The organism is Achromobacter sp. F4_2707, from assembly GCF_047501535.1.
Lineage (GTDB): Bacteria > Pseudomonadota > Gammaproteobacteria > Burkholderiales > Burkholderiaceae_B > Yanghanlia.
This window is the reverse complement of sequence record NZ_JAZDRJ010000008.1, coordinates 141,462-166,058: the sequence shown is the minus strand read 5'-3', so window position 1 is coordinate 166,058 and position 24,597 is coordinate 141,462. Positions and strand designations below refer to the sequence as shown.

The following is a 24,597-nucleotide window of genomic DNA, read 5'->3' as shown; positions in this document are numbered from 1 at the left end:
TTTTGCCCGAACGCCGGGCGTTGACCGGAGAAGTAATGGAAGCTGCCCCGTTTGATCACGCCGCTGCCCTGAACGCCTGCGCACGCGGCGATGAATCTGCATTCCATCGCTTATACGACTACGAAGCCCCTCATATGCTGGCGTTGTGCCGCCGCCTGGTACCCGCAGCCGACGCCGAGAACCTGTTGCACGACATCTTCGTTTTGCTGTGGCGCAATGCCGACCAGTACGATGCCGTCATGGGCCCTGCCCGGCCATGGATATACAATGTATTGCGTCACGTGGCCAACAGTTACCGTATGCGCAACAGCGCAGTGGCGCCCCTTTCGGCCCCCGCCCTGCCCCCCGCTTCGGCGATAAGAGGCCATCTGGCCCCGCTTGCCAACAACACTGACCCGCTCGCATACGAAGCCGTCGCTCATGCCTACCTGCATGGCGCCGATTACCCGCGCTTGTCGGTGTGGATGCGACAAGATCCCATTCTGCTCAGGCAAAAAGTCCGTCAGGCGCTGGGGGAGCACTCCGCATGAGGCACTCCCCACTCGAACCCTTCCGAGGCGCACTTAACCTGGATGTTGCCGAATATGTGTGCGGCTTGCTCGAACCTCATGAGCGTGCGCAAGTCCATGTACTGTTGAGTCGGGATGATCAGGCGCTGGCGCAAGCCTTAGCCTGGGAGGCCGAGTTACTCTCCTTGGTCGACGCACTGCCCAGAGAGCAGCCTAGCGCAAGCCTGCGCGAACGGCTGCAGGCCACTTTGAAGATCGGCCCGCCGCCTGCTCCTCAACCACCGGCGCCGCCTCAATTACTGCGTCAACCTTCTCGAGAGCCCGGCGCAGCCGTTTCAGTTTCAGAAAGTACGCCAACGCCTCCAGAACGCGTGGCGCAAAATACTGAAAAATCGTCTACTGGGGCCGCCTCACTGTATGTCGGTAGCCAGGCCGAAACCCTGCTCAACCTGCATACAGACGCGCAAAAAGCCCCCATTGCAGAAGCTGGCCCGCCGCCCACTAATACTCCCGAGGCGGGCAACGCGGGTCCGGCTTCCATCGCCGCTACGCCCAAGCCTGCTGCATCGCCCGCACCGACTAGCAAGCCCGCCGTGAGAATGCCTGTTGCCGCTCAGCAGACCGGCAACCCTTCAGAAAAGCCTCGGCCCGAGCATGCTGATCCCCACACGGCTGACAGCGAACAGCGCAAGTTGCTACGCAAGCTATGGTTCTGGCGCTTAGTTAGCGTCTGTGCAACGGGCGCCGCAGTTTTGGGTTTTATGCTGCCCGGTGAGCCTCCGCCACCACCGGTTCAGATCGTCAAGGTGGCGCCCACCCGCGCAGCCATTCTGCAAGCACCCGACAGCAGCAGTACACCAGGCTGGACGGCGACTCTAGACGCTGACGGCGGCTTAATGATGCAGCCCCTGGTGCATACTGAGGTGCCCTCAGGCAGCCAGACACTGCTTTGGACTCGCAGCAAACAAATTCCCGAGCCCCGCTTATTAGGCCGCATCGACCCCAACGTACCCGTGCAAGTCCCGGCCAGCCTGCTGGGCGCTCTGGCGGACGACCAGCTCTTGGAAATCACCTTGGAAAGCAATGACGATGCCGCCAAGGGGGAACCCAATGGCCCCATACTCTTTATTGGCCAGATCACTACATTTGGTGCTGAGAGCGCAGCCGGCACACCCGCCACGAATAATGCGCAAAGCACCTCGCCCGCCAGCGGCATGGTCAGCCCCTAATCGAGGATTGCAGCGCCTACGCAAATCGGCCCCTTTACTAGCACTTAGAAAAGGGGCCGATTTGTTAAAGCGGAATAATCAGTATCAGGCAGCAGACGGAATCAAGGCGTGAGTTGAAGGCCGTTTTCCGGCTCGCCATGGCCGCCTGCCTGCTCCACAGCCGCTGCCAGCGCATCACGCACGCTGGTGAGATCGGCGCGCAGCGCTTGGAGTTCTGCGGCGCTTAGTCGCACAGCCGCTTCAGGATCGTAAGCTGCGCGATCTGCAGCATCGCCCAAGCGGTTACGCGCTCCACTGATTGTGAAGCCTTCTTCATACAGCAAATGCCGGATACGACGAATCAGCAACACTTCATGATGCTGATAGTAGCGACGGTTCCCCCGCCGCTTGAGCGGCTTGAGCTGCGTGAATTCCTGCTCCCAATAGCGCAGCACATGCGGCTTGACGCAGCACAGCTCGCTGACTTCACCAATGGTGAAATAGCGTTTGGCGGGAATGGGGGGCAGGTTGACAGATGTTTCGCTCGTACTCATGGACGGATTTTGGATCACTTATAGGAAGCGCGCCGACGTCAGGCTTTCGAGGCCGGACGGCCGGCCTGCTCGACTGCGCTTTTAAGTTTCTGACTGGCATGGAACGTTACCACGCGGCGCGCCTCAATGGGAATGACTTCACCGGTTTTGGGGTTGCGGCCAGGCCGGGGGGGCTTGTCGCGCACTTGGAAATTTCCGAAACCGGACAGCTTGACTTCCGTCCCCCGCGCCAGCGCTTCGCGGATTTCCTCGAAAAAGGCTTCAACGATGTCCTTGGCCTCACGCTTGTTCAGCCCCACTCGCTCGAACAGCAGTTCAGCCAGTTCAGCCTTGGTCAGTGTGCGCTCTACAGTCATGGGCAACATTCCTTCTACCTGGCTTAAGCACGCTGGCGTGCGCCATGTTGTGTTTCAAGGGCTCGCAACAATACCGCCATGCACTCGTCAACGGTGGCGTCATCGAGGGTGGCCTGAGGATTTTGCAACCAGAAACGGAAAGCAAGACTCTTTTCGTCATTTTCAGCGGACTTATCGCGCCAGACGTCAAATAATTGAATATCTTGCACTACGCTTAGGTTAGCATCAGACGCAATCGCCCGGGTAAGCGTTTTCAACAATTCCTGATACGAAACGCTAGCGTTAACCCATACTGCAAGGTCGCGGATCACAACCGGCTGACGCGAAAGCTTCTTCAATTCGGGCATGGTACCGGTGGAAATCGCATCAACGTCGATTTCAAACACAACCGGCGCCTGGCCGATTTCTGCCTTTTGCACCCAACGCGGGTGCAATTCGCCCAGCCAGCCCACGGTTTTTCCGTTCAACTCAAGCCGGGCGCTGCGGCCCGGATGCAGTGCAGGATGAACATCGGGAATGTATTGGAGCGCAGCAGCCTGCTGGCCAAGCAGGGCCTGCAGATCGGCTTTGACATCGTAGAAATCGACGGGACGCGCTGCAGCCCCCCATTGCTCTTCCAACGCCGGCCCCCAGGCGGCCGCACCCAGGCGATTGGGTTGTTCGACCCCTGCAACGGTGAGATCTCCATCCCGCACATTGGGCGCACGCATGAACACCCTGCCCAGCTCAAAAACACGCACCCGGCTTTGGCGGTGGCGCATATTGTGCGCAATATTGGCCACCAAACCGCCAATCAGGCTGGTGCGCATCACCGCTAGTTGGCTGGCGATGGGGTTCAGCAAACGGATGGGGTTGGTTTCACCACAGTAATCGCGCTCCCATTCTTCTTCCACAAAAGAGAAGTTAATGACTTCCTGGTAATCCAGAGCGGCCATGCGCGCCCGCAGCTCATGCGGGCCATGCAAAGTTTCGGAATCCACGCGAATCTGCGCACGAGCCTTTGGCGGCAGATCGGGGATGCGTTCAAAACCGTATACACGGGCGACTTCCTCGATCAAGTCTTCTTCAATAACAATATCAAAACGATAGCTGGGAGGGGTCACGACGAAAACGTCGTTCTCGACGGTGAACTCCAGGTTCAAGCTCTTGAAGATATCCTCCACCTGAGCGCGCTCCAGCGGCAGACCCAGCACTTTACGGCAGCGCTCCAGACGCATGCTCACGGGCTCACGTTCCGGCAAAGCAATCACTTGGTCGTCCATCGGGCCCACTTGGCCGCCGCAGATATCCACGATCAACCGCGTCATGTATTCGAGGTCTTCGGTAACGTGCTCGAAGTCTACCCCGCGCTCGAAGCGGTGGCTGGCCTCAGAGCTGAACCTGTAGCGCCGTGCCTTGCCCATAATGGCTTCCGGCCACCAGAAAGCGCCCTCAAGATAGATGTCTGTAGTTTCCAGCGTCACCGAAGTGGCCTCGCCGCCCATGATGCCCGCCATGCTTTCCACGGTGTCACCGGCAGCGATCACGCCAACATCGGGCTGCAGGTCCACAACCTGCCCGCTCAATAATTCAAGCTTTTCGCCTTCGCGCGCCCAACGCACCGTCAGCCCGCCTTGTATACGACGAATGTCGAACACATGAGTGGGGCGCCCCAGCTCCAGCATGACGTAGTTGGAAATATCCACCAAAGCAGAAATTGAGCGCTGCCCGGCGCGTTCCAGCTGTTTCTTCATCCATTCGGGCGTTGCTGCGCGAGCGTTTACGCCCCGTATCACCCGACCTGCAAAACGGCCGCAGAGATCAGGCGCTTCAACCTTGATGGGAAGTGTGTCGTCGATGGTCGGTTGAACCGGCTCGAACTCCGGCAGCTTGAGCGGCGCGCCGGTCAGCGCAGCCACTTCACGGGCCACACCGCGAATCGACAGACAATCTGCACGATTAGGCGTGAGCTTCAAGGTGAAAATTGTGTCGTCCAGATCCAGATGCTGGCGGATGTCCTCGCCAATGGGGGCATCGGCAGACAGCTCCAGCAGGCCGCCATGATCTTGCGACAGCCCCAGCTCACGGGCCGAACACAACATGCCCGAGGACTCGACGCCGCGCATCTTGACCGGGCCGATCTTCATGCCACCCGGCAACTGAGCGCCCACACGTGCCAGAGGCACTTTCAGTCCGGTAGCCGCGTTCGGCGCACCGCACACAATTTGCAGCGGTGTGCCACTGCCATCATCCACTTGGCAAACACGCAGGCGGTCGGCGTTGGGGTGCGGTTGTACGTCGGTTATATGGGCCACCACGACGCCGGAAAATGCAGGCGCCACACTCTCGGTTTCTTCGACTTCCAGCCCCGCCATCGTCAGACGATGGGAAAGCTCCTCGGTATCGAGGTCAGGATTAACGTAAGTACGAAGCCAGGATTCTGGAATTAGCATGATGTTCTCGGATGACTCAGGCGGTCAGATAAATAGGGACGCGGCGCGTGCTGTTTTTGCTGCCAGGGGGGATGAGCCCTTAGCGGTTGAACTGACGCAGGAAGCGCAGATCACCTTCAAAAAACTGGCGCAGATCGTTCACGCCGTAGCGCAACATGGCCAGGCGCTCAAGACCCGAACCAAAGGCAAAACCGATATAGCGTTCAGGGTCGAGGCCGTAATTACGCACAACTTGAGGGTGCACCTGGCCGGAGCCGGAAATTTCCAGCCAACGGCCTTGGTTGGGCCCAGATGTGAACATCATGTCGATTTCGGCTGAGGGTTCCGTAAAGGGAAAGAACGACGGCCGGAAACGCACGGAGAGATCGTCCGTTTCAAAAAAGGCCCGCAGGAAGTCGGTGTACACGCCTTTAAGATCGGCGAAGGAAATGTCTTCTGCAATCCATAGGCCTTCGACCTGATGGAACATGGGCGAATGCGTGGCATCGCTATCCACCCGATAGGTGCGCCCTGGCGCAATCACTTTAATAGGCGGCTTATGCATGCGGGCATAGCGCACCTGCATGGGGCTGGTATGCGTGCGCAGCAACAGCGGCAGGCCTTGATCATCCTTCATGTCCACATAGAAGGTGTCCTGCATGGAACGCGCCGGATGGTTTTCGGGGTTATTCAGCGCCGTGAAGTTGGTCCAATCATTTTCGATTTCGGGGCCGTCGGCCACATCGAAACCAATAGAGCGGAAGATGGCCTCTACGCGCTGCCAAGCCTGGATAACGGGGTGAATGCCGCCAAATCCGCGACCACGCCCAGGCAAGGTGACATCGATGGTTTCCGCAGCCAGGCGGCGGTCGAGCTCTGCCTGCCGCAATTCTGCACGACGGTCGCTGAGCAAGCTTTCAACCTGCTGCTTAAGCTGGTTAATGCGTGAGCCCTCTTCTCGCTTGCGTTCCGGGTCTAGGGCGCCCAGGCCCTTGAGCAGGGCAGTCAGTGCGCCATGCTTGCCCAAAAATTTGGCTTTTGCATTCTCCAGCGCTGCCGCATCATGGGCTTGCGCGAATTCCAGTTTCGCTTGAACGATCAGATCATCGGCCTGGGTAGTCATTTTGTGTCTTTCCAAATGCGAACGGGGCACCAAAGGGCCCCGTTTCGCGGATCAAAATAGCTCGGCTGATTAGGAAGCCAGAGCCGCCTTGGCCTGCTGGACCACGGCGGCAAAGCCTGCCTTGTCATTGACAGCCATGTCGGCAAGAACCTTGCGGTCGAGCTCGATCTGGGCCTTCTTGGTGCCGGCGATGAAAGCGCTGTAAGTTACGCCTTGCTCGCGGCAGGCCGCGTTGATACGAGTGATCCAGAGTGCGCGGAATGTGCGCTTCTTATTGCGACGGTCGCGGTAGGCGTACTGGCCTGCCTTCATGACCGCCTGTTTGGCAACCCGGAAGACGTTACCGCGACGACCGCGGTAGCCCTTGGCTGCCTTGAGAACCTTTTTGTGGCGTGCGTTGGCGGTGACGCCGCGTTTTACGCGTGGCATATGTGATCTCCGTTAATCAAGCGAAAGGCATCATTGCCTTGACAGACGCGACGTCGGCGTCGTGAACTGCGGTGGTACCGCGCAGTTGACGCTTGTTCTTCGTCGTTTTCTTGGTGAGGATGTGGCGCTTGAACGCCTGACCCCGCTTGATGGAGCCGCTACCGCGAACCTTAAAGCGCTTGGAAGCGCTTTTCTTGGTTTTCATCTTGGGCATAATAAAACTCTATTAGCTGCATACGCAGGTGGCAATCAAACCAAACTGATTACTCTTCCAGAACCTGTCATCTGCTTGTTAGTTAGTTACTACTTACTTTTTAGTTACCGCCTGCATAGTTATTTCCATACAGGTAGAACCATTCTTCGCCGCTAAGCGAAGCTCTTGATTATATGATGATTTAGCCGGGTATGTCTAACCGCTTTCAATGGATATCCCAAGCTGGCCTGAACTGCAGCGCTTCGGCCACATGAGCCACACTGACAGCGTCGGAACCGGCCATATCGGCAAGCGTACGCGCGATCCGCAACAGGCGATGCATTACCCTTGGCGACCACGCCCAGCGTTCGCCGGCATTGCGCAACAACGCCGAACCTTTGTCATCAAGCTTGATATGCTCGCGCAGCATAGCGCCTTCAAGCTGCGCATTGATGCAGCCCTGCCGGTGCTGCTGCCTTTGCCGGCATTCCAACACCCGCTGGCGCACCGCCGCAGAACTCTCTCCCGCCGCCATGGCCAGCCAGTCTCCTTGTGGTGCGCTCAACCCCACGTGCAAATCAATACGATCCATCAGCGGGCCCGACAAGCGCCGCCTGTAGGCTTCTACTCGGGAAGGAGGACAGAAACACGTTTTGCGCGGATGCCCGGCCCAGCCGCAAGGGCAAGGGTTCATGGCCGCAATAAGCTGAAAGCGCGCCGGAAATGTGCAACTCAGACGAGCCCTGGCGATGCTGACCACTCCCGCTTCAAGTGGTTCACGCAGCGATTCCAATACAGTCCGGAGAAACTCTGGAATTTCATCCAGAAACAACACACCGTGGTGCGCCAGACTGACTTCACCGGGACGCGGCCAGCCGCCGCCACCAATCATTGCGGGCGCGGAGGCCGTGTGGTGCGGCGCCCTGAACGGCGGGCAAGCTACTGGAGCGGCATCTTGCCCGATCAGCCCCTGCAAGGCCGCAACTTCCAAGCTTTGTAAAGGGGACAGCGGCGGCAATAAGCCGGGCAGGCGCTGGGCCAGCATGCTTTTACCCACACCAGGCGGCCCGCACATTAACATGCTATGCCCGCCACAAGCTGCGATTTCCAGCGCACGGCGGCCTGCTTCTTGCCCATGCACATCAGACAGACAAGGCTGCACGGCTACTGTCGAAACGGGCGGAGCGGGCTGCGCTTGCCGCATGGCGCCACGACCACTGAGCTCTTCAACCACTTCGAGCAGAGAGTCCGCCGCGTGCACAACGAGGCCGGGCACCTGTGCGGCCACCGCCGCACAGGATGAAGGCATGACCAAGTTCACGCCTGGGGATTCCCGCGCCACGGCCATGGCAATGGCCAACACCCCCTTTATAGTGCGCAACTTACCCGTCAGGGAAAGCTCACCGACAAAAACACGGTCGGTAATTTCCAGAACTTCGGTATTTTTGCGAGCAACTGACGCAATCTGCCCCGAAGCCAGCAATATTCCTAAAGCAATGGCCAAATCATAACGACCGGAATCCTTGGGAAGATCGGCGGGAGCCAAATTGACGGTAATGCGCCCAGCAGGGAACTCATACCCGCACGACAGTAAGGCCGAACGCACGCGTTCACGGCTCTCGCGCACCCCGGCATCCGGCAAACCAACCAGCAAGAAGGCGGGCAAGCCCGGCCCGACATGGACTTCCACCCGCACGGGCTGAGTTTGGAAACCGTAGAGCGCTCGACTAGCAAGTATGGCCAGAGACATAGCATGACACTCCCAAATGACGGGATTGTCAGTATGCCTCGCAACCGACTCAGCCAAAGTCGCCGGGCCGGATAATATCCGTTGGGAAATTTACGTAGTGCCCGCTACCGTTCTATATGGAATCGCGGGGGGCGCCGGCATCGGCCGCGGGCATTGCACCTTCGGCAGGCCGCCGCCCTTCCAGTTGATCAAGACGCGACTCAAGCGCGGTGATACGTTGTAATGCCTTTTGCAGAAGCTGGGCCTGAATGTCGAACTCTTCGCGGGTGACAAGATCCAGGCGTGAGAACGTCTGGGCCATCAACGCCTTCATATTGCGCTCGATATCCGCAGCGGGACTGCGCGCAATCAAATCTGAGAGGTTCTTCTGAAAGTCTTCAACCCATTCGTTTCGGTTGATCATGAGTTTCTCCTATGCTGATTGCGTTAGTGTATAGAAAAACGGGCGCATCGCGCCCGTTTCCCTCTGATTTAGTCCAGACCGTCTTAGCTGCCGGGCGACTCGCTGACGTTGCTGGTGGCGGTGCCGCCGCCTTCTCCGATGGATTCCTGAATGGCCGCATCCGCACGTGCTGCACCGTCACGAATCGCCTGCCCCATCTCGGCCATGCGCTCGCTCGTCGCATCACGCAACTCACGCGCCTTCTCTCCTGCTGCATCGGCGGTTTCAGCTGCAGACTCCTTCAATTGCTCACCTGACGCAGATAATTTCTCCGATAGGGTCGGCTCAGTTGACGACTGGGACGCCTCAGGAACGGGATTCAGGGGGTCAGCTGCCTCCGGCGTAGTACCAGAAGACTCAGCAGGAGGAGTCGTACTGGGAGCGGGTACGACCGGCGCTGAAGGTGTGCTCTCCATAGGAGCAGTGCTAGGCGCCGGGGTCACTTGTTCTACCGGCGCATCCGCAGCCTGATCCGATTCATCCGAGCAAGCAGCAAGCATGCCAAGCGATAGTGCCGCCGTGATGGCAAGTGCGAAGGGGGTGCGTCGTATTTCCATAACTTCCTCTCTACTTTTATCGCCTAAGGCGCGACACTGCGCAACGGCGAAGAATGAATTCAGGCGGTTGTTACAAACCAGCCTTATTTGGATTCTATCGACGCTTTCATGCACAGCGGGCGCATTATGTAAATCAATATTTCTATGCTTTTTGCACCGATGCGGCGTTCTTTGCTACCCCAGCCCAGACAAATAAGCTTCGGGTAAACCCTTGCCCTGTTCCCAGATTAAGGCTGGCCAGACACAAAATAAGGGACTCACGTCAGTTCTGTTACATTTTCCGAGAAAAAAACAACAGTGCGTCATAAAAGAAAAAGCGGCAAGGTATTCTTGCCGCTTTGAAGTACCGCCGCACACTCTCCGTCAGGAAAGATCACTTAAATCAATGCGCTGCGCACGATTCAATGCAGCCGCCACTTTGACCCGCAGCGCATTGGAGTGCGCTTGGCGAATTTCTTTTTTGACATCAAGCAATTGCTGGGGGTGCATGGAAAACTCTTTCAGCCCCAGGCCCAACAGCATGCGTGTCACACGAGCATCACCGGCCATCTCCCCACACACAGCGACAGGTTTCCCGGCCCGCTCGCCCGCATTGATGGTGTGGGCGATCAAGCGCAGCACCGCAGGATGCATGGGGTCATAGAGTGATGAGACATCTGCATCACCCCGGTCAATCGCCAAAGTGTATTGGATGAGGTCATTCGTACCGATGGACAGGAAATCCAACGCTTCGACAAAAGGTTCGATAGCGATCGCCATGGCCGGGATCTCCACCATGGCCCCTACCGAATAATTACGCGTGTACGGCACACCTCGCGCATTGAGTTCACGGCCCGCCGCCTCAATGGCTTGCAATGCAGCCCGCACCTCGTGCATATGGGAAATCATGGGAATGAGAATTCGCACATGCCCATGCACGGTCGCCCTGAGCAGCGCCCGCAGTTGAGTCGCAAACAGCTCCGGCTTGGCCAGGCAGTAACGAATCGCGCGCAAGCCTAATGCCGGATTAGTCGCTACGGTCGCGTCGCCATCCAGGGTTTTGTCCGATCCGATGTCCAACGTGCGAATGGTGACAGGCTTACCCGCCATGGTCTTTACCACTGCCGCATACGCCAGATATTGCTCTTCCTCAGTGGGCAGATCGGGCCGCCCCATAAACAGGAATTCACTGCGAAAAAGCCCGATGCCTTCAGCCCCGGCGTCCAGCGCCATCTGCGCCTCTTCCGGCAGCTCAATATTCGCTTCCAGCTTGATATTGAAGCCGTCAAGCGTCACGGCCGGCGCATCGCGCAAGGATTCCAGCTCCTTACGCTCACGCAAATAGTCCGCCTGGCGTTCCCGATATTCAGCCAGCACCTTGGGTGAAGGATTGACCAGCACCACACCAGAGGAGCCATCGGCCACAAGCATGTCGCCGTCGCGCACCAGAGATCTCAGATGCCCCAACGCCACCACTGCCGGCACATTCATGCTGCGGGCCACGATGGCGGTATGCGAGGTCGGCCCACCCAGATCAGTCAGAAACGCGGCAAACCGCCCTTCCCTGAGCCGCAGCATGTCCCCGGGAGAAATATCGCGGGCCACAACAATCAGCGGATCATTGGAATCGTTAACGCTTTCAAGATTGGTCAGCAGGCTGGTGGAACCCGAGAGCACCCGCAACACACGCTCAATCACCTGCCGGATATCGGCGCCGCGCTCGCGCAGATAATCGTCTTCCATTGCCAGAAACTGTTCGGCTAGGATCTGCCCCTGCGTTGTGAGCGCCCATTCGGCGTTGTAATGACGCTCGCGGATGAACTCTCCCGCTTGTTGGCTCAACATGGGGTCTTCAAGCAGCAAGCGATGCACTTCCAGAAGTGGCCCCATTTCCAGCGGCGCGTCAGCCGGCAGGGTATCGATCAAAGTCTGCAGTTCCTGAGCCGCAACCTCAATTGCCCGCTGCAAGCGTTGACATTCCGCCTCAACATCATCGTCCTGGATACGGTAGTGGTTAACCTCCAGCGCAGCAGCGCCCATAATGGCCGCGCGCCCAATGGCATACCCTTTCACCACGCCCTGCCCTTGCATGCAAAGCATAGAGCGATAGCCGCAGGACTCCTTTGTCAAAGGGTTTTCTGGAGGAACTGAGCTGGGCTCACCCTGCAGGCTGACATTTGAGGGCATATTCATTCGGGCTCGCCAAACTTGTTTTCAAACAGCAACTGAATCGCCTCCAGGGCTTCGTTTTCATCCGGCCCTTCTGCATCCACGGTCACAGTAATACCGAGACCGGCTGCCAGCATCATGACCCCCATGATGCTTTTAGCATTCACCCGTTGGTTGCCCCGGGCAATATAGACTTCAGATTTAAAACGACCGGCGACCTGAGTCAGCTTTGCTGCGGCGCGTGCGTGCAAACCAAGCTTATTACTGATGACAATATCGATGGATGGCATTTTTCTCGTTGTCGTTGTGTCCGGCGGCGGCGCGAAAAGCTTGGGAAAGTTGTCTCAAACAAGCGAGGCGGCATCAACAATGCCCCGCACGGCGGCCTGCCGAATAGTTTCACTGAATTTTTCGGGGTTTTCTTGGCAAGATGTTAGCGCCTTGAGCACCATGCAAAGATTGGTGCCTGTGACCAAATGACCGCGCACACCATGGTGCGCCGCCTCATTTAGCGCCTTGCGCGCAATATTGAAAGGCGTTGCGCCGAAAATATCGGACAGCACAAGAACCTCGCCGTCGGTGTGCTCGATGAACGTACGAGCGATACGCTTGGCGGCGGCATCTGGGTTTTCGTCGGCCACGACATCAAAGACAGCCAACTGAGGGTCCCGGCCCAGCACATGTGCAGCGCATTCAGCAAAAGCGCGGCCCAGGGGCGCATGCATGACCAATACAATGCGAGCCATTCAGGTTTCCGTTGCCCGCTCCAAAGCCTGGGCAAAAAAGTCACCGACATCAAAACCGCTCTGCTCGGTGATCTCCACAAAGCAGGTCGGGCTTGTAACGTTCACCTCGGTAAGATTATCCCCGATGACGTCCAGCCCCACCAGCAACAAGCCGCGACCGGCTAGGCGGGCGCACGCAGTTTCGGCAATCTCGCGATCACGTTCGGTGAGCGGCTGAGCTACGCCTCGCCCTCCGGCGGCAAGGTTTCCCCTGGTTTCTCCGGCTAAAGGAATGCGGGCCAGCGAATAGGGAACCGGCTCACCACCCACAAGCAGGATGCGCTTGTCGCCATGAACGATTTCAGGAATATAGCGCTGCGCCATGATGGAGCGCGTGCCGTCGAGCGTCAGCATTTCCAGAATACTGCCCACGTTGTGCTCGCCTTTAATCATGCGAAACACGCCCGAGCCCCCCATGCCGTCCAGAGGTTTGACAACGACATCACCGTGCAACTGGTGAAATGCCCTGAGGCGTGCAATGTCACGCGTAACCAGAGTGGGCGCGGTGAACTCAGGGAATTCCGTAATGGCGAGCTTTTCAGGGTGATTGCGAATGGCTGCACCCGAGTTGAACACGCGCGCGCCCTGCGCCTCGGCGTATTCGAGCATGTGCGTGGCGTACACGTACTCCATATCAAAGGGCGGGTCTTTACGCATGATGACCGCACTGAAATCCGCCAACGTTGTTTCGGCGGCATCAGAGCGATTGCGCCACCATGCCTGGCCGTGGAGATCCGCGTTATCGACAAGCTCAATTTCCTGAGCCACCGCTTTTACCGCGCCCTCATCAATGTAGAGATCGGGCTGATACGCAACGCTAAGGCGATGGCCGCGCGCCTGCAGCGCACGCATCATCGCGACAGAAGAATCCTTGTAAGCCTGCAGCGCAGGTAGCGGGTCAATGATGAACAATACGTGCATGGCGCACCTGTAAAACTGCCCGCCGCGAAATACCGCGGCGGGCGAGGATGGATCAGCTTTCAGGCCCTGGGAGGCTTAGGAAGACGCCTCGCCCGGCTTGGCCGCTTTCTTGCGCGGTGCCAGAACCATGACCATTTGGCGGCCCTCGAGCTTGGGCATGGCCTCGACTTGAGCCATATCGCCGAGATCGTCACGAACCCGCTCAAGCACACGCATACCGAGTTCCTGGTGGGCCATTTCACGCCCACGGAAGCGCAGGGTCACCTTCGCTTTATCGCCGTCTTCAAGGAAGCGCTTAAGGTTGCGAAGCTTGACCTTGTAGTCGCCTTCATCGGTACCAGGACGGAACTTGACTTCCTTGACCTGGATGGCCTTTTGCTTGGCCTTGGCTTCCGCCTGGCGCTTCTGCTCCTGGTACTTGAACTTGCCGTAGTCCATGAGCTTACACACGGGCGGAGTCGCGTTAGGCGCGATCTCGACGAGATCCACTTCGTGTTGTTCCGACAGGCTGAGGGCTTCAGACGTCTTCATGACGCCAAGCTGCTCGCCATCTAATCCAATGAGTCGCACCTCGGGAACACGGATTTCACCATTGATGCGATTAGCTTTATCGGTTGCGATATCTACAACTCCTAGAATAATCAATTGACCGGGTTACTGCACACTATAGCGCCTTCAGACCCGGGCGGAAATTTCCTGCTGCAAGCGTTCGGAAAACTGTTCGAGTGGCATAACACCCAGATCCAGACCTCCTCGACCACGCACGGCAACAGTGCCGTTTTCGCGTTCTTTTTCGCCTACCACCAGGATATAGGGAAGCTTTTGCATGCTATGTTCACGGATTTTACGAGTGATTTTTTCACCACGCAAATCTGCATAGGCTCTAAACCCTTGTTTTTTCAAGCTTAGCGTCACTTTTTCGGCATATTCAGCGGACGGCTCCGAGATGCAGCATACCGCAACATGATGAGGCGACAGCCAAGCAGGCAGCGCACCCGCATGGTTTTCGATCAGCATGCCAATGAAGCGTTCAAACGAGCCCAGGATGGCGCGATGCAGCATAACCGGGGTACGGCGCTGGTCGTTTGCATCCACGTATTCCGCGCCCAACCTTTCCGGCATGGAAAAGTCCACCTGAATCGTGCCGCATTGCCAGTGCCGGCCAATGGCATCCTTCAGCGTGTACTCGATTTTCGGGCCGTAAAACGCCCCTTCTCCAGGCGTGACCTCGTATTCACAGCCGGTACGACGCAGACTTTCCATCAAGGCGTCTTCAGCTTTGTCCCAGACCTCATCGGAACCAATCCGCTTTTCGGGGCGGGTGGCCACCTTATAGAGAATTTCCGTGAAGCCAAAATCTGCATACACCTTCTGCAGCAAGGCCGTGAAGGCCGCACATTCGTCTTGCAACTGGTCTTCGGTACAGAAAATGTGGCCGTCATCCTGAGTGAAGCCGCGCACCCGCATCATTCCGTGCAACGAGCCCGAAGGCTCATTACGGTGGCATTGGCCGAACTCGCCATAGCGGATAGGCAGTTCACGATAGGAATGCAGGCCCGCATTAAAAATCTGCACATGACCTGGGCAGTTCATGGGTTTGAGCCCATACATGCGATTTTCCGACTCTGTGGTGAAGATGTTCTCGGCGTAGTTATCCCAGTGGCCGGTTTTCTTCCACAGAGACAGGTCGAGAATCTGCGGGGCTTTGATTTCCTGGTAGCCATTATCACGGTAGACATCGCGCATGTATTGCTCGACTTGCTGCCAGATCGTCCAACCTTTAGGGTGCCAGAAGATCAAGCCCGGCGCTTCTTCCTGCATGTGGAACAGGCCCAACTCACGCCCAAGCTTGCGGTGGTCGCGCTTCTCAGCCTCTTCCAGCATTTTCAAGTAAGCCGCCTGCTCTTCCTTGGTTGCCCAAGCCGTGCCGTAAATGCGTTGCAGCATTTCGTTATTGCTGTCGCCGCGCCAGTAGGCGCCTGCTACGCTCATCAGCTTAAAGACTTTCAGGTGACCTGTTGAGGGCACGTGCGGACCACGGCACAAATCGATGAAGTCGCCTTCCCGATACAAGGTAATGCCTTCTTCGGCCGGAATCGACGCAATGATCTCGGCCTTGTAGTGCTCACCGATACTATGGAAGAACTCCACAGCATCGCTACGCTTCCACTCTTCTCGGACCACGATCTCGTTCTTGCGCGCCAGCTCGGTCATTTTCTTTTCAATGAGCTCGAGATCTTCCGGCGTGAATGGCCGCTTATACGAGAAGTCGTAATAGAAGCCGTTATCAATGACAGGGCCAATGGTGACCTGGGCATCGGGAAATAATTCCTTTACCGCATAGGCCAACAAGTGCGCAGTGGAGTGACGTATCAGATCCAGACCATCGGGGTCTTTCGCTGTCACAATAGCCAGTTGCGCATCTGAATCGATCACATGGCTGGTATCAACCAAGCGAGGCTCCGCGCCTTCGCGGGAGATACGACCCGCAAGCGCGGCCTTTGCCAAGCCCGCACCAATGGATTGCGCAACCTCGCTGACAGTAACGGGGCCGGGAAAGTCCCGCTTGGAACCGTCCGGCAATGTAATCTGAACCATAAGTGTCCTGAAAAGACAAAACGCGGCCTATGCCGCGTTTTTATGGGTGCCTTGAATAGCAATGAAAAACGCGGCGACGGTTACTGCGTAAATGTCGTAGTTCGCGTAGTGTTCATTGTTGCAAGGCCTTCCATGAGTGATTTTTCGTTGCTTTAGTGTAACACCTCGCCCCTATCTTGGCGCCGCAATCTGCACAACTTTTCAATTTAGGCTATGATTCGCATCCGCTATGTTGTGAAAAAGCCCATGCGCTTACACAGGTAGCAGAAAAAAAGATTATTCAGCAATGCACGGCTTGACACACTAAGTTTTATAGCCCTATAATTGCTTTCTTTATTACAGGCGGTTAGCTCAGTTGGTTAGAGCGCTACGTTGACATCGTAGAGGTCGCTGGTTCGAATCCAGTACTGCCTACCAGATACATATTGCCGATAGCTTTTATAGGTCGCCAATAACCCTACGAAACCCGCATAAAGCCTAGCTAATGCGGGTTTTTGTTGCCTGCAATAACTATCACTCCCTCCCTATCCCTGTAGTTGCCGCTACCCTTTATAGGGGTACGCTTCGGGGTATCGAAAATTTATTAAGGGTATGGGGATACAGGATGGGCATCAGCTAATCGTTAGCGCTAAGCTCTTCGTGGTGCCCGGTTTCGCCCTGCTTCCAGTATGAGGCAACGCGCATGCGCTTGGGGTTGGCACCCGGTTTAGCTAGGGCCAGCTTACGTAAATCGGCCATTAAGCGGTGTTCGCCTGCTGCCCAGATAAAACCCTTGCCAGCAGGAAGGGGCATCGCCGCCATCGCATCCGTTAGCGATTCTACCCATTGCAAGTCGACATCGGCCGCACTTTGCCAATTCCGGCGATCCGCTTCATCTTCAAGCTGCAAGCGCACCGCCACTTTGGCCCCTTTAGGCAGCTCTGCCAAGCGACGCTCAACCGCAGGCAGCGCAGTTTCGTCGCCAAACATCCATTGCCAATGCAGCCCTTCTGGAATGAGCAAACTGCCTCGGGGCCCTGCCAAGCCTAGCCACTGCCCGATCGGTGCGCTACGCGCCCATTGAGCCGCAGGGCCGGGGCCACGAATGGCAAAGTCCAGTTGCAAGGTATTGGCTGACGCATCGAAATTCAACGGCGTGTAGTCCCGCATGGTTGGGCGTTCGCCTTCAATATGTGGTCGGCCATCCACCATAATAGGAAGATTCGGCTTTTCCAGCCCCTCTTGTGGCAGGATCAGCTTAACGTGGTCGTCAAACCCAGAACTTAAAAAACCTTCCATTTCGGGGCCACCTACTGTCAGGCGTACGAACCCCGGGCTGATGACCTCGCGGGCTAACACCTGGACATGGCGTGCCCGAAAGGGGTGGCGAACGCGTTGCACTACAGGCGCCGGGGGATTTGTGTTAGGCATGACTCTCCGAACCGTTTACAAAACTCTACTGCGTTAGACAGCAGGTTGGGGCCCCAGGTTCCACGCCACCCCGCCCCTTATTGGCTTCAGCTCACTTCGTTATCGGCGGCACTCACTGCCTGGCTAAACGCTTTCATTTTTTCAACCGACTTGATACCGGGCTCGTCCTCGATGCCGCTGGCGACATCGACAGCATAAGGGCGCAGCTTACGCATCTGACTCGCCACGTTATCCGCTGCCAACCCGCCCGCCAACACGATGGGCCGAGCATCCGGCGCATTAACGACCGCCCCTAACAACGAAAGATCAAACCCTTCGCCGCTGCCTCCGTAACTATCGCTAAAGCTGTCGAAAAGCCAGGCATCGGCGGAACCGTAGCGGCGGCATTGTTCCAGCACCTCCTCACGTGTTTCCATACCTGGACCACCTACGCGGAAGGCCTTCATGTAGCGCTTGTTATAGCGCTCACACTCAAAGGGCTGCTCAGTACCATGGAATTGCAAAATATCCGGTGAAACGGTATCGATGACCTCCTGAACGTAAGCCTGGTCAGCATTGACGAACAACGCCACCAAATCAACGAATGCTGGCACAGCAGCCCGCAACGCACTGGCTTGCTCAATACTTACCGCTCGGCGGCTTTTGGAAAAAAAGATGACGCCCACGGCATCAACACCCGCCTCCACAGCGGCTTTCACATCCTCTAGTCGAGTGAAGCCGCAAAACTTAATTCGGGTACGTTTTGTCATACCGCCTATCGTCTCCTAAATGAGTAATTGTAGTTATTGGAACGCGGCAGCCGGGTCAACTGGCGCACTCGCATCGCCTGGCGCAGGGCCAAAGGCGTCCGCGGGATCCCCACCGCCAAACATTGAATCCGGATCACCATAGGTGCCTGACCCATAGACATTGTCTAGCCCGAATTCAACCGCAGAAGGGTCGCCTACCTCCCAATCATTCTTGTAATGTGTGACCATACCAGGGAACAGCATAACTGCCGCCACCATAACAATCTGAATGACGATAAATGGCACGGAACCCCAGTATATCTGACCCGTCGTGACGCCTGCTGTTACCTTGCCTGTGACCTTATCAACATAATCTTCTCTTGGCGCGACTGACCGCAAGAAGAACAGTGCGAAACCAAACGGCGGGTGCATGAAGGACGTCTGCATATTGACGGCCAGCAACACACCGAACCAGATCAGGTCAATGCCGAGCTTCTCGGCCACAGGGCCGACCAGCGGCACAATGATGAAGGCCAGTTCGAAGAAGTCGAGGAAGAATGCCAGTAAAAATATAAGAATACTGACAAAAATCAGGAAGCCCCACTCACCGCCGGGCATGGCCAGAAGCAGGTCTTCAACCCAAAGGTCGCCGTTAATGCCACGGAAGCTCAAGCTGAACACCGTTGAGCCGACGAGAATAAACACCACAAAGCATGAGAGCTTGGTCGTGGTGTCCATCGCCTGACGCAACAGCGCCCAGGAGAAGCGGCCCCGCATGACAGCCATCACCAGCGCACCGACAGCCCCCATTGCTCCCCCTTCGGTTGGAGTGGCTACCCCGATAAAGATGGTCCCCAGCACCAAGAAAATGAGGAAGAGCGGCGGAATCATTACGAACGTGACCCGCTCCGCAATGGCTGAAAGCAGATTCAAGCGCAAAGCTCGGTTGATCAGTGCCACCGCCCAAGCGGTGACACCCCACATCATCAACACAATGACAACCCGCTCATCAATGGGCACCACTTCCCGCGAGCTGAAATAGGCTTCAGAGCCAAAATAGGCCACCGTCGCCGCGACAAGGGTGAGTAGGGATAACGACTTCAGCCCTCGTGTACCGTCTGGCCTGTCGTAGACCCGCGCCTCTTTGGGCAATGCCGGCGCCGACGACGGTTTGAACACACTCATGATAACGATGTAGAGGATGTAGGTCGCGGTGAGCAACAACCCCGGCACCATAGCACCGCGATACATGTCGCCGATCGAGCGCCCCAGCTGGTCAGCCAGAATAATCAGCACGATGGATGGCGGGATGATCTGCGATAGCGTTCCCGACGCTGCAATAACCCCAGTGGCCAAGCGCCGGTCGTACCCGTAGCGCAGCATAATGGGCAGCGATATCAGACCCATGGAAATCACCGACGCCGACACGACCCCAGTGGTTGCAGCCAGCATGGCTCCCACCACGACGACCGCAATCGCCAACCCGCCACGAATCGGCCCAAACAACTGACCGACTGTTTCAAGCAGATCCTCAGCCATACCTGATCGTTCAAGTATGAGCCCCATCAAGGTGAAGAACGGTACTGCCAACAAGGTATCGTTCGCAATAATCCCAAACACCCGATTAGGCAATGCCTGGAACAAGGCCGGTTGCATGAGACCAAACTCAATGGCGACGAGGCCATACAGAATGCCAACGGCAGCGAGTGTAAATGCAACAGGGAAGCCCAGCAGCAGGAACAGCACCAAGTTGCCAAACATAATTGGCGCTAGGTTCGAGACAATAAATTCCATGATTAGCGCCCCTCTACCTTGCCGTTGGCGCTTCTTTCACGCGCTTCCTGTTGCCTTTGAATTTCTTCAGCGAGTTCTTCTTCTGCAGTCTTCATCTGCGTAGTTACCAGCGGGTTCGGCCCCTGGCCTGAGAGAAAAGCGACACACCGGATCAGACGCGAGATGCCGCTGAGTATTAGTAAACCAAAGCCGACGGGTATCAAAAGCTTGGCAGGCCACCGTATGAGCCCGCCCGTGTTGGATGAAAGCTCCTGAATACGCCAAGAATCATAAAAATACGGAATCGCCAACCAGAAAACCAGGCCTGCCGCAGGCAATAGAAAAAACAGAATGCCGACAATTTCTATAGTGACCTGGACGCGAGTTGAAAACCGAGCGGAAAGCACATCGACCCGCACATGCTCGTTGCGCAAGTAGGTATACCCTGCTGCCAACAGAAAAATGGCTCCAAACAAATACCATTGCAGTTCGAGCCAGGCGTTCGAACTCATATTCAGAACTTTGCGGCTCACGGCATTCGCGGCACTCACAAGAACAACAATGAGTGTCAACCAAAGTACTGCACGCCCGATGCGCTCATTCAACGCATCGATCAGGCGCGCTATCGCCAATAGAAATTTCATGATGGCCCTTAAACTGGGTGCGAAAACTTTAGGATTCTAGCGTAACGGTTGGTAATGCGCCCTTGGTAAGAGCCCGCATATCGGAACCTGCACGATTACAGTTGGATGCCCAAATGACTCAATAGTGCTTCAGACTCACTGAGAGAGGGCAGCCCATACGACTCAGGGTAGTGTGCGCGTGCCAAATATAAGCCCGCAGCTGAAAACGTTGCCGGCCCCTTGCGGCGGTCACGTTGAGCAAGTAGCTCCGCCATCCAACTAGGCTCGTATTTACCCTTTCCTACCTCTACCAGTGCCCCCATCAGGTTTCGCACCATATGGTGTAGAAAGGCATTGGCCCGGAAACTGAAAACAAAGAATTCGCCATGCTGAGTGATATCAAGGCGTTCCAGCAACCTCACAGGGCTGGCTGCCTGGCACTCAGACGAACGAAACGCGCTGAAGTCGTGCTCTCCCAGCAAGTAGGCGGCTGCCTGGCGCATGTGCTCTAGGTTGAGCGGGCGATGTATCCACCCGGTTTTACCGTGCAAGATGGGGCTGGCCACCCGATGCGCACGCAGCAGATACACATAACTCCGCGCGTGGGCTGAAAATCGTGCATGAAAATCATCGCCGACCGGGCAAGCCCATTGCACCCTGATGGAGGGAGGCAGCGACGCGTTGACGCCGCGCACCCAAGATTCCATTCGCCGCTCAACGGGCGCATCCAGGTGCACAACTTGTTCTAGCGCATGAACGCCGGTATCGGTTCGACCGGCACATATCGTAGACACCGGCTGAGCGAGAAAAGAGGCCAGTGCGGCCTCCAGACGATCTTGTACGGTGCGGCCTCCCGGCTGGGTCTGCCAGCCCTGCCAGGGAGCGCCATCATAGGCCAAGCCTAGGGCAATACGGGCCATGGATCAACGTCGAAGCCCTGTCTGGCCCTCTGGCGGCGTACCGAGATCAAGGTCAATCTCACGCAACTTCTCTTGCAACATGGAATCCGTGATGGGGCTATCGCTTTCGAACACATTGCGCTTAGCCGCGCCAGCACGCCGCAACGCCCATACGATAAGTAGTACAACGAGAGCCAACCCGCCCCCAAGGATGGCGAGCATATTTTCTTGGAACCACGACACTTTTTGACCTGCTTTAACGGGTATAGTTGATGAGCTCGAAGTAGCGTCTTGCCCGAAATTTCCTGGTGTAGCGACATGGCCGCCCGAAGCAGTGGCGGCGGGCGTTGAAGCGGCTTCGCCCGAACTCTGTAACGCCGTACCTGGGCCAGCGGCAGAACCAGTAGAACCAGTAGAACCGACCACTTCGCCTGAACCGCCTTCGGCATTTACCGAAGCGCCGTCCTCTTCGGTCTCCACCAGGCTCATGACCTCTTTAATAGCCTCGCTGACACTGCGTGCGCCTTCCAAGGCTGCTTCCGCCGCAACATGCCCCTGCTTCTGCAAGGCTTCATTCAAGTGGCGGACGTTGTCTTCAAGCTCAAGAATACGCTTTTGCGATTCTTCCACATTTTTCTTGGCGGCTGCCTGATCATCGGGGTGGCTGGCGACCACGCCGGATTCTACGACTGTGCCGCCTGAGGAAGCATCGGAGCCAAACGCGGGCCCACCCTTGTTCGCCGCGTCGCCTGCAGCTGCAGTGGCAGCATGATTATTGGCCACAGCATCGGAAGCGATGACGCCCGAAGACGCCAACATGTTGACAGCGGGACCGCCATTACCTTGCCCCCCCTGGAGAGCGCCCGACAACGCAGTAGCGCCTGCGCCACCATTGCCACCCGCGGCGCCGACCGCAGCACCGCTACGGTGAGAAGCCGCTTCTGAGCCCGATGCCGCACTACCCCCTGCTACACCTTGAGAGAGGGTCGAGGCGGTGTCAGAGCCGCCGGACAAACGCAGCAAATCACCACCCGAGGCCGAGGGCGCTACTCCGGCGGAGGCGTCGGATGCCGCAGCCATTTCCAGAACCTCGCCTTCAGCGGCTTCGCCTATGGTGGACACAGCGACCGCATCGCCCGCCGGCCCACCGCGCCCGAAACGAGCGAAGGCCTGCGCATGCTGCTGGAAAATGCGACGTGCTTCGCGGTCGGACAGTGCGGTCAGGACTGCCATGTCGGGCATGGTCAGCGTTGCGCCCGCTTTCACCAGATTCACGTTATCTTGGATAAAAGCTTGCGGGTTGGAGCGCTGCAGAGCCATCATCATCTGGTAGACAGTGACGCCCTGTACGGCATTGCGCTGCGCGATGGCAAACATGGTGTCGCCGGAGTGCACCGAAATCATTCGCCCAGCTGCTTCGTGGCCGCTTTGCCCGGTTTGCACAGCCGTTGCAGATCTTTCATCGAGAGCACGTTCATACCGACTTTCATCCACACCAGCCCGTTGAACAGCAAGCCGGTCGGCGTGCGCCAGCAGGCTGACCTGATAGCGCTGCTGCCCCGAAGCACTGCGGATATCAAGCAAGACATCTACAACGGAGCGATCGGACACCTGGTCCGAACGCAGCCGGATAACCTTGGTGTTGGGACGATAGCCGTCAAGCAACGCCAACCGCATAGAATCGAGCGCCACAGGCGGTGTCATGCCTGCCGCGCTCCACGCTTCCGCCGGCGCAGGCGTTGCCCGCAGCGACTCGATTTCCTGCTGCGTGAGATCGGTGACAGGAATTTCCAGGTGCAAGGACTGCCCTGGTGCTGAAATAATGCGTGAATGCCCAAACGTAGCTGCTTGAGCTACGGACACACACAATGACGTCGCGATCAGGGTACCCAGCACGCTGCGGGTAAATCGCCCCGCCTGCCCTGGCCGAAAAAAACGTAACCCGGGCGCCAGCCCGTGGCTGGCTTGAATGGCCGGAGCGACCGGACCTGAACCGCGACGCGACATCAGCATATTTTTATAGTTCACCAAGAGCTATGCGCAACATGCGCCGCAGCGGTTCTGCGGCCCCCCAAAGCAATTGATCACCAACGGTGAACGCACTGAGATACTCAGGACCCATGGACAGCTTGCGCAAACGCCCCACAGGTATATCGAGCGTACCGGTGACCGCAACCGGCGTCAAATCACGCATGGTGGCTTCACGCTCGTTGGGCACGACTTTTGCCCATTGCGTACCCTCGTTGATGATATCGGTAATTTCATCAAGCGGCACATCGCGCTTGAGCTTGATGGTTAGCGCCTGACTGTGGCTACGCATGGCTCCAATGCGCACACACAAGCCGTCGATGGGTATCGGCTTATTACCCGAGGCTTCGCTGCGGCCCAGAATCTTATTGGTTTCAGCGCCTGCTTTCCATTCTTCGCGCGATACGCCGTTGCCAAGATCGGTATCGATCCAGGGAATGAGATTGCCACCCAGCGGCACGCCGAAGTGATCCGTCGGCAGAGCATTGTCTTTTTGTGTTGCAAGAACGCCACGGTCTATCTCAAGAATGGCTGATGCAGGGTCTTCCAGCAACCCCTTTACCGAGCTATTAAGCAGACCAAACTGGGTAAGCAGCTCGCGCATATGCTGTGCACCGCCACCGGATGCCGCTTGGTAAGTCATGCTAGTCATCCATTCGATGAGATCGTGACGGAACAGACCTGCCAAGCCCATCATCATGCAGCTGACCGTGCAATTGCCGCCAACGAAATCTTTGACGCCTCGCGCCAGCGCGGCATCAATGACGTCGCGGTTGACCGGGTCTAGAACAATGACGGAATTATCTTCCATGCGCAAGGCGCTGGCCGCGTCGATCCAGATGCCCTGCCAGCCCGCTGCACGCAGCTTGGGATAGACGGCCGATGTGTAGTCGCCACCTTGGGCTGTCACGATGATAGGCAGCTTGCTCAGCGCCTCGATATCGTAGGCGTCTTGCAAGGGGCCGGCTCCGGCCGCCCACCGGGGCGCAGCACCGCCGGCGTTGCTGGTGGAAAAGAACACCGGGTTGAAAAGAGAAAAGTCTTTTTCGTCGAGCATGCGCTGCATGAGGACGGACCCGACCATGCCACGCCAGCCGACCAGACCTACAGATTGGTTCATGATGCTGTCGCTTGAAATAAATGAATTTTTGA

General features: G+C 57.2%; 24 protein-coding genes and 1 tRNA gene. 3 read left to right on the top strand and 22 right to left on the bottom strand.

Translation table 11 applies throughout. The annotated features are described in order from the left end of the window. The first annotated feature begins 35 nt into the window (after window positions 1-35). Window positions 36-530, top strand: a complete 495-nt coding sequence (locus VRY85_RS09770) for a sigma factor (protein WP_414598398.1) — start codon at window positions 36-38, stop codon at window positions 528-530. Further along, entirely contained in the window at window positions 527-1,738 is a 1,212-nt protein-coding gene (locus tag VRY85_RS09765; RefSeq protein ID WP_414598397.1) for an anti-sigma factor domain-containing protein, read from the top strand. Before VRY85_RS09770 ends, VRY85_RS09765 begins: the two co-directional genes overlap by 4 nt. Window positions 1,739-1,839: 101 nt before the next feature. Here the strand turns inward: VRY85_RS09765 and VRY85_RS09760 are convergent, their stop codons facing one another. The 15 genes from VRY85_RS09760 to thrS form a co-directional block, all read right to left on the bottom strand. Next, on the bottom strand, window positions 1,840-2,271 hold the full coding sequence (locus tag VRY85_RS09760) for a MerR family transcriptional regulator (protein ID WP_414598396.1): 432 nt from the start codon (window positions 2,269-2,271) through the stop codon (window positions 1,840-1,842). Window positions 2,272-2,309: 38 nt separating this feature from the next. After that, window positions 2,310-2,627, bottom strand: a complete 318-nt coding sequence (locus VRY85_RS09755) for an integration host factor subunit alpha (protein WP_414598395.1) — start codon at window positions 2,625-2,627, stop codon at window positions 2,310-2,312. 23 nt (window positions 2,628-2,650) lie between these two features. Continuing rightward, window positions 2,651-5,059: a phenylalanine--tRNA ligase subunit beta gene (gene pheT, locus VRY85_RS09750; RefSeq protein ID WP_414598394.1), complete on the bottom strand. Its 2,409-nt coding sequence runs from the start codon at window positions 5,057-5,059 to the stop codon at window positions 2,651-2,653. A 79-nt stretch (window positions 5,060-5,138) separates the two neighbouring features. Continuing rightward, window positions 5,139-6,161, bottom strand: a complete 1,023-nt coding sequence (pheS, locus tag VRY85_RS09745; RefSeq protein WP_414598393.1) for a phenylalanine--tRNA ligase subunit alpha — start codon at window positions 6,159-6,161, stop codon at window positions 5,139-5,141. Between the two features lie 69 nt (window positions 6,162-6,230). Then, on the bottom strand, window positions 6,231-6,590 hold the full coding sequence (gene rplT / locus VRY85_RS09740; protein ID WP_414598392.1) for a 50S ribosomal protein L20: 360 nt from the start codon (window positions 6,588-6,590) through the stop codon (window positions 6,231-6,233). A gap of 16 nt (window positions 6,591-6,606) precedes the next feature. After that, window positions 6,607-6,804: a 50S ribosomal protein L35 gene (rpmI, locus tag VRY85_RS09735; protein WP_414598391.1), complete on the bottom strand. Its 198-nt coding sequence runs from the start codon at window positions 6,802-6,804 to the stop codon at window positions 6,607-6,609. A gap of 205 nt (window positions 6,805-7,009) precedes the next feature. Next, complete coding sequence (locus tag VRY85_RS09730) at window positions 7,010-8,533, bottom strand: YifB family Mg chelatase-like AAA ATPase (protein ID WP_414598390.1); 1,524 nt, start codon at window positions 8,531-8,533, stop codon at window positions 7,010-7,012. Window positions 8,534-8,645: 112 nt separating this feature from the next. Then, entirely contained in the window at window positions 8,646-8,936 is a 291-nt protein-coding gene (locus VRY85_RS09725) for an accessory factor UbiK family protein (protein WP_414598389.1), read from the bottom strand. An 83-nt stretch (window positions 8,937-9,019) separates the two neighbouring features. Next, a complete protein-coding gene (locus VRY85_RS09720; protein ID WP_414598388.1) occupies window positions 9,020-9,532 on the bottom strand; it encodes a hypothetical protein in 513 nt (170 codons plus the stop codon). A gap of 363 nt (window positions 9,533-9,895) precedes the next feature. Further along, the gene (gene ptsP, locus VRY85_RS09715) at window positions 9,896-11,587 is read right to left on the bottom strand and encodes a phosphoenolpyruvate--protein phosphotransferase (protein WP_414598420.1); all 1,692 of its coding nucleotides are present in this window, start codon (window positions 11,585-11,587) and stop codon (window positions 9,896-9,898) included. A gap of 113 nt (window positions 11,588-11,700) precedes the next feature. Next, on the bottom strand, window positions 11,701-11,970 hold the full coding sequence (locus tag VRY85_RS09710) for an HPr family phosphocarrier protein (protein WP_414598387.1): 270 nt from the start codon (window positions 11,968-11,970) through the stop codon (window positions 11,701-11,703). 54 nt (window positions 11,971-12,024) lie between these two features. Beyond that, a complete protein-coding gene (locus VRY85_RS09705) occupies window positions 12,025-12,426 on the bottom strand; it encodes a PTS sugar transporter subunit IIA (protein ID WP_414598386.1) in 402 nt (133 codons plus the stop codon). Then, a complete protein-coding gene (gene gshB / locus VRY85_RS09700; RefSeq protein ID WP_414598385.1) occupies window positions 12,427-13,386 on the bottom strand; it encodes a glutathione synthase in 960 nt (319 codons plus the stop codon). Window positions 13,387-13,461: 75 nt separating this feature from the next. After that, on the bottom strand, window positions 13,462-14,031 hold the full coding sequence (gene infC, locus VRY85_RS09695) for a translation initiation factor IF-3 (RefSeq protein WP_414598384.1): 570 nt from the start codon (window positions 14,029-14,031) through the stop codon (window positions 13,462-13,464). A gap of 30 nt (window positions 14,032-14,061) precedes the next feature. After that, window positions 14,062-15,984, bottom strand: a complete 1,923-nt coding sequence (gene thrS, locus VRY85_RS09690) for a threonine--tRNA ligase (protein ID WP_414598383.1) — start codon at window positions 15,982-15,984, stop codon at window positions 14,062-14,064. A gap of 340 nt (window positions 15,985-16,324) precedes the next feature. On the opposite strand from thrS, the gene VRY85_RS09685 reads away from it, so the two are divergent. Further along, window positions 16,325-16,401: transfer RNA gene (locus tag VRY85_RS09685), tRNA-Val, on the top strand. A 198-nt stretch (window positions 16,402-16,599) separates the two neighbouring features. Here VRY85_RS09685 and VRY85_RS09680 read toward each other — a convergent pair. The 7 genes from VRY85_RS09680 to asd all read right to left on the bottom strand — a co-directional run bounded on the left by VRY85_RS09680 (window position 16,600) and on the right by asd (window position 24,565). Further along, entirely contained in the window at window positions 16,600-17,394 is a 795-nt protein-coding gene (locus tag VRY85_RS09680) for a siderophore-interacting protein (protein ID WP_414598382.1), read from the bottom strand. A gap of 86 nt (window positions 17,395-17,480) precedes the next feature. Further along, the gene (locus tag VRY85_RS09675) at window positions 17,481-18,143 is read right to left on the bottom strand and encodes a phosphoribosylanthranilate isomerase (protein WP_414598381.1); all 663 of its coding nucleotides are present in this window, start codon (window positions 18,141-18,143) and stop codon (window positions 17,481-17,483) included. A gap of 33 nt (window positions 18,144-18,176) precedes the next feature. Beyond that, window positions 18,177-19,916 (bottom strand): TRAP transporter large permease, encoded by a 1,740-nt coding sequence (locus VRY85_RS09670; protein ID WP_414598380.1) that lies wholly within the window; start codon window positions 19,914-19,916, stop codon window positions 18,177-18,179. 2 nt (window positions 19,917-19,918) lie between these two features. Next, on the bottom strand, window positions 19,919-20,539 hold the full coding sequence (locus VRY85_RS09665) for a TRAP transporter small permease subunit (RefSeq protein ID WP_414598379.1): 621 nt from the start codon (window positions 20,537-20,539) through the stop codon (window positions 19,919-19,921). A gap of 95 nt (window positions 20,540-20,634) precedes the next feature. Continuing rightward, window positions 20,635-21,438, bottom strand: a complete 804-nt coding sequence (truA, locus tag VRY85_RS09660; RefSeq protein WP_414598378.1) for a tRNA pseudouridine(38-40) synthase TruA — start codon at window positions 21,436-21,438, stop codon at window positions 20,635-20,637. A 3-nt stretch (window positions 21,439-21,441) separates the two neighbouring features. Further along, window positions 21,442-23,445 carry a FimV family protein gene (locus VRY85_RS09655; protein ID WP_414598377.1) on the bottom strand — a complete coding sequence of 668 codons (2,004 nt, stop codon included), beginning with the start codon at window positions 23,443-23,445 and terminating at the stop codon, window positions 21,442-21,444. After that, window positions 23,435-24,565 (bottom strand): aspartate-semialdehyde dehydrogenase, encoded by a 1,131-nt coding sequence (asd, locus tag VRY85_RS09650; protein WP_414598376.1) that lies wholly within the window; start codon window positions 24,563-24,565, stop codon window positions 23,435-23,437. The genes VRY85_RS09655 and asd overlap by 11 nt, the downstream gene beginning before the upstream one ends. Between the last annotated feature and the right edge of the window lie 32 nt (window positions 24,566-24,597).

What these genes read in the sequence shown, in the direction of transcription:
- VRY85_RS09770 (WP_414598398.1), top strand. Translation starts at nt 36, where the DNA reads ATGGAAGCTGCCCCGTTTGATCACGCCGCTGCCCTGAACGCCTGCGCA.
- VRY85_RS09765 (WP_414598397.1), top strand. Translation starts at nt 527, where the DNA reads ATGAGGCACTCCCCACTCGAACCCTTCCGAGGCGCACTTAACCTGGAT.
- VRY85_RS09760 (WP_414598396.1), bottom strand. Translation starts at nt 2,271, where the DNA reads ATGAGTACGAGCGAAACATCTGTCAACCTGCCCCCCATTCCCGCCAAA.
- VRY85_RS09755 (WP_414598395.1), bottom strand. Translation starts at nt 2,627, where the DNA reads ATGACTGTAGAGCGCACACTGACCAAGGCTGAACTGGCTGAACTGCTG.
- pheT (WP_414598394.1), bottom strand. Translation starts at nt 5,059, where the DNA reads ATGCTAATTCCAGAATCCTGGCTTCGTACTTACGTTAATCCTGACCTC.
- pheS (WP_414598393.1), bottom strand. Translation starts at nt 6,161, where the DNA reads ATGACTACCCAGGCCGATGATCTGATCGTTCAAGCGAAACTGGAATTC.
- rplT (WP_414598392.1), bottom strand. Translation starts at nt 6,590, where the DNA reads ATGCCACGCGTAAAACGCGGCGTCACCGCCAACGCACGCCACAAAAAG.
- rpmI (WP_414598391.1), bottom strand. Translation starts at nt 6,804, where the DNA reads ATGCCCAAGATGAAAACCAAGAAAAGCGCTTCCAAGCGCTTTAAGGTT.
- VRY85_RS09730 (WP_414598390.1), bottom strand. Translation starts at nt 8,533, where the DNA reads ATGTCTCTGGCCATACTTGCTAGTCGAGCGCTCTACGGTTTCCAAACT.
- VRY85_RS09725 (WP_414598389.1), bottom strand. Translation starts at nt 8,936, where the DNA reads ATGATCAACCGAAACGAATGGGTTGAAGACTTTCAGAAGAACCTCTCA.
- VRY85_RS09720 (WP_414598388.1), bottom strand. Translation starts at nt 9,532, where the DNA reads ATGGAAATACGACGCACCCCCTTCGCACTTGCCATCACGGCGGCACTA.
- VRY85_RS09710 (WP_414598387.1), bottom strand. Translation starts at nt 11,970, where the DNA reads ATGCCATCCATCGATATTGTCATCAGTAATAAGCTTGGTTTGCACGCA.
- VRY85_RS09705 (WP_414598386.1), bottom strand. Translation starts at nt 12,426, where the DNA reads ATGGCTCGCATTGTATTGGTCATGCATGCGCCCCTGGGCCGCGCTTTT.
- gshB (WP_414598385.1), bottom strand. Translation starts at nt 13,386, where the DNA reads ATGCACGTATTGTTCATCATTGACCCGCTACCTGCGCTGCAGGCTTAC.
- thrS (WP_414598383.1), bottom strand. Translation starts at nt 15,984, where the DNA reads ATGGTTCAGATTACATTGCCGGACGGTTCCAAGCGGGACTTTCCCGGC.
- VRY85_RS09680 (WP_414598382.1), bottom strand. Translation starts at nt 17,394, where the DNA reads ATGCCTAACACAAATCCCCCGGCGCCTGTAGTGCAACGCGTTCGCCAC.
- VRY85_RS09675 (WP_414598381.1), bottom strand. Translation starts at nt 18,143, where the DNA reads ATGACAAAACGTACCCGAATTAAGTTTTGCGGCTTCACTCGACTAGAG.
- VRY85_RS09670 (WP_414598380.1), bottom strand. Translation starts at nt 19,916, where the DNA reads ATGGAATTTATTGTCTCGAACCTAGCGCCAATTATGTTTGGCAACTTG.
- VRY85_RS09665 (WP_414598379.1), bottom strand. Translation starts at nt 20,539, where the DNA reads ATGAAATTTCTATTGGCGATAGCGCGCCTGATCGATGCGTTGAATGAG.
- truA (WP_414598378.1), bottom strand. Translation starts at nt 21,438, where the DNA reads ATGGCCCGTATTGCCCTAGGCTTGGCCTATGATGGCGCTCCCTGGCAG.
- asd (WP_414598376.1), bottom strand. Translation starts at nt 24,565, where the DNA reads ATGAACCAATCTGTAGGTCTGGTCGGCTGGCGTGGCATGGTCGGGTCC.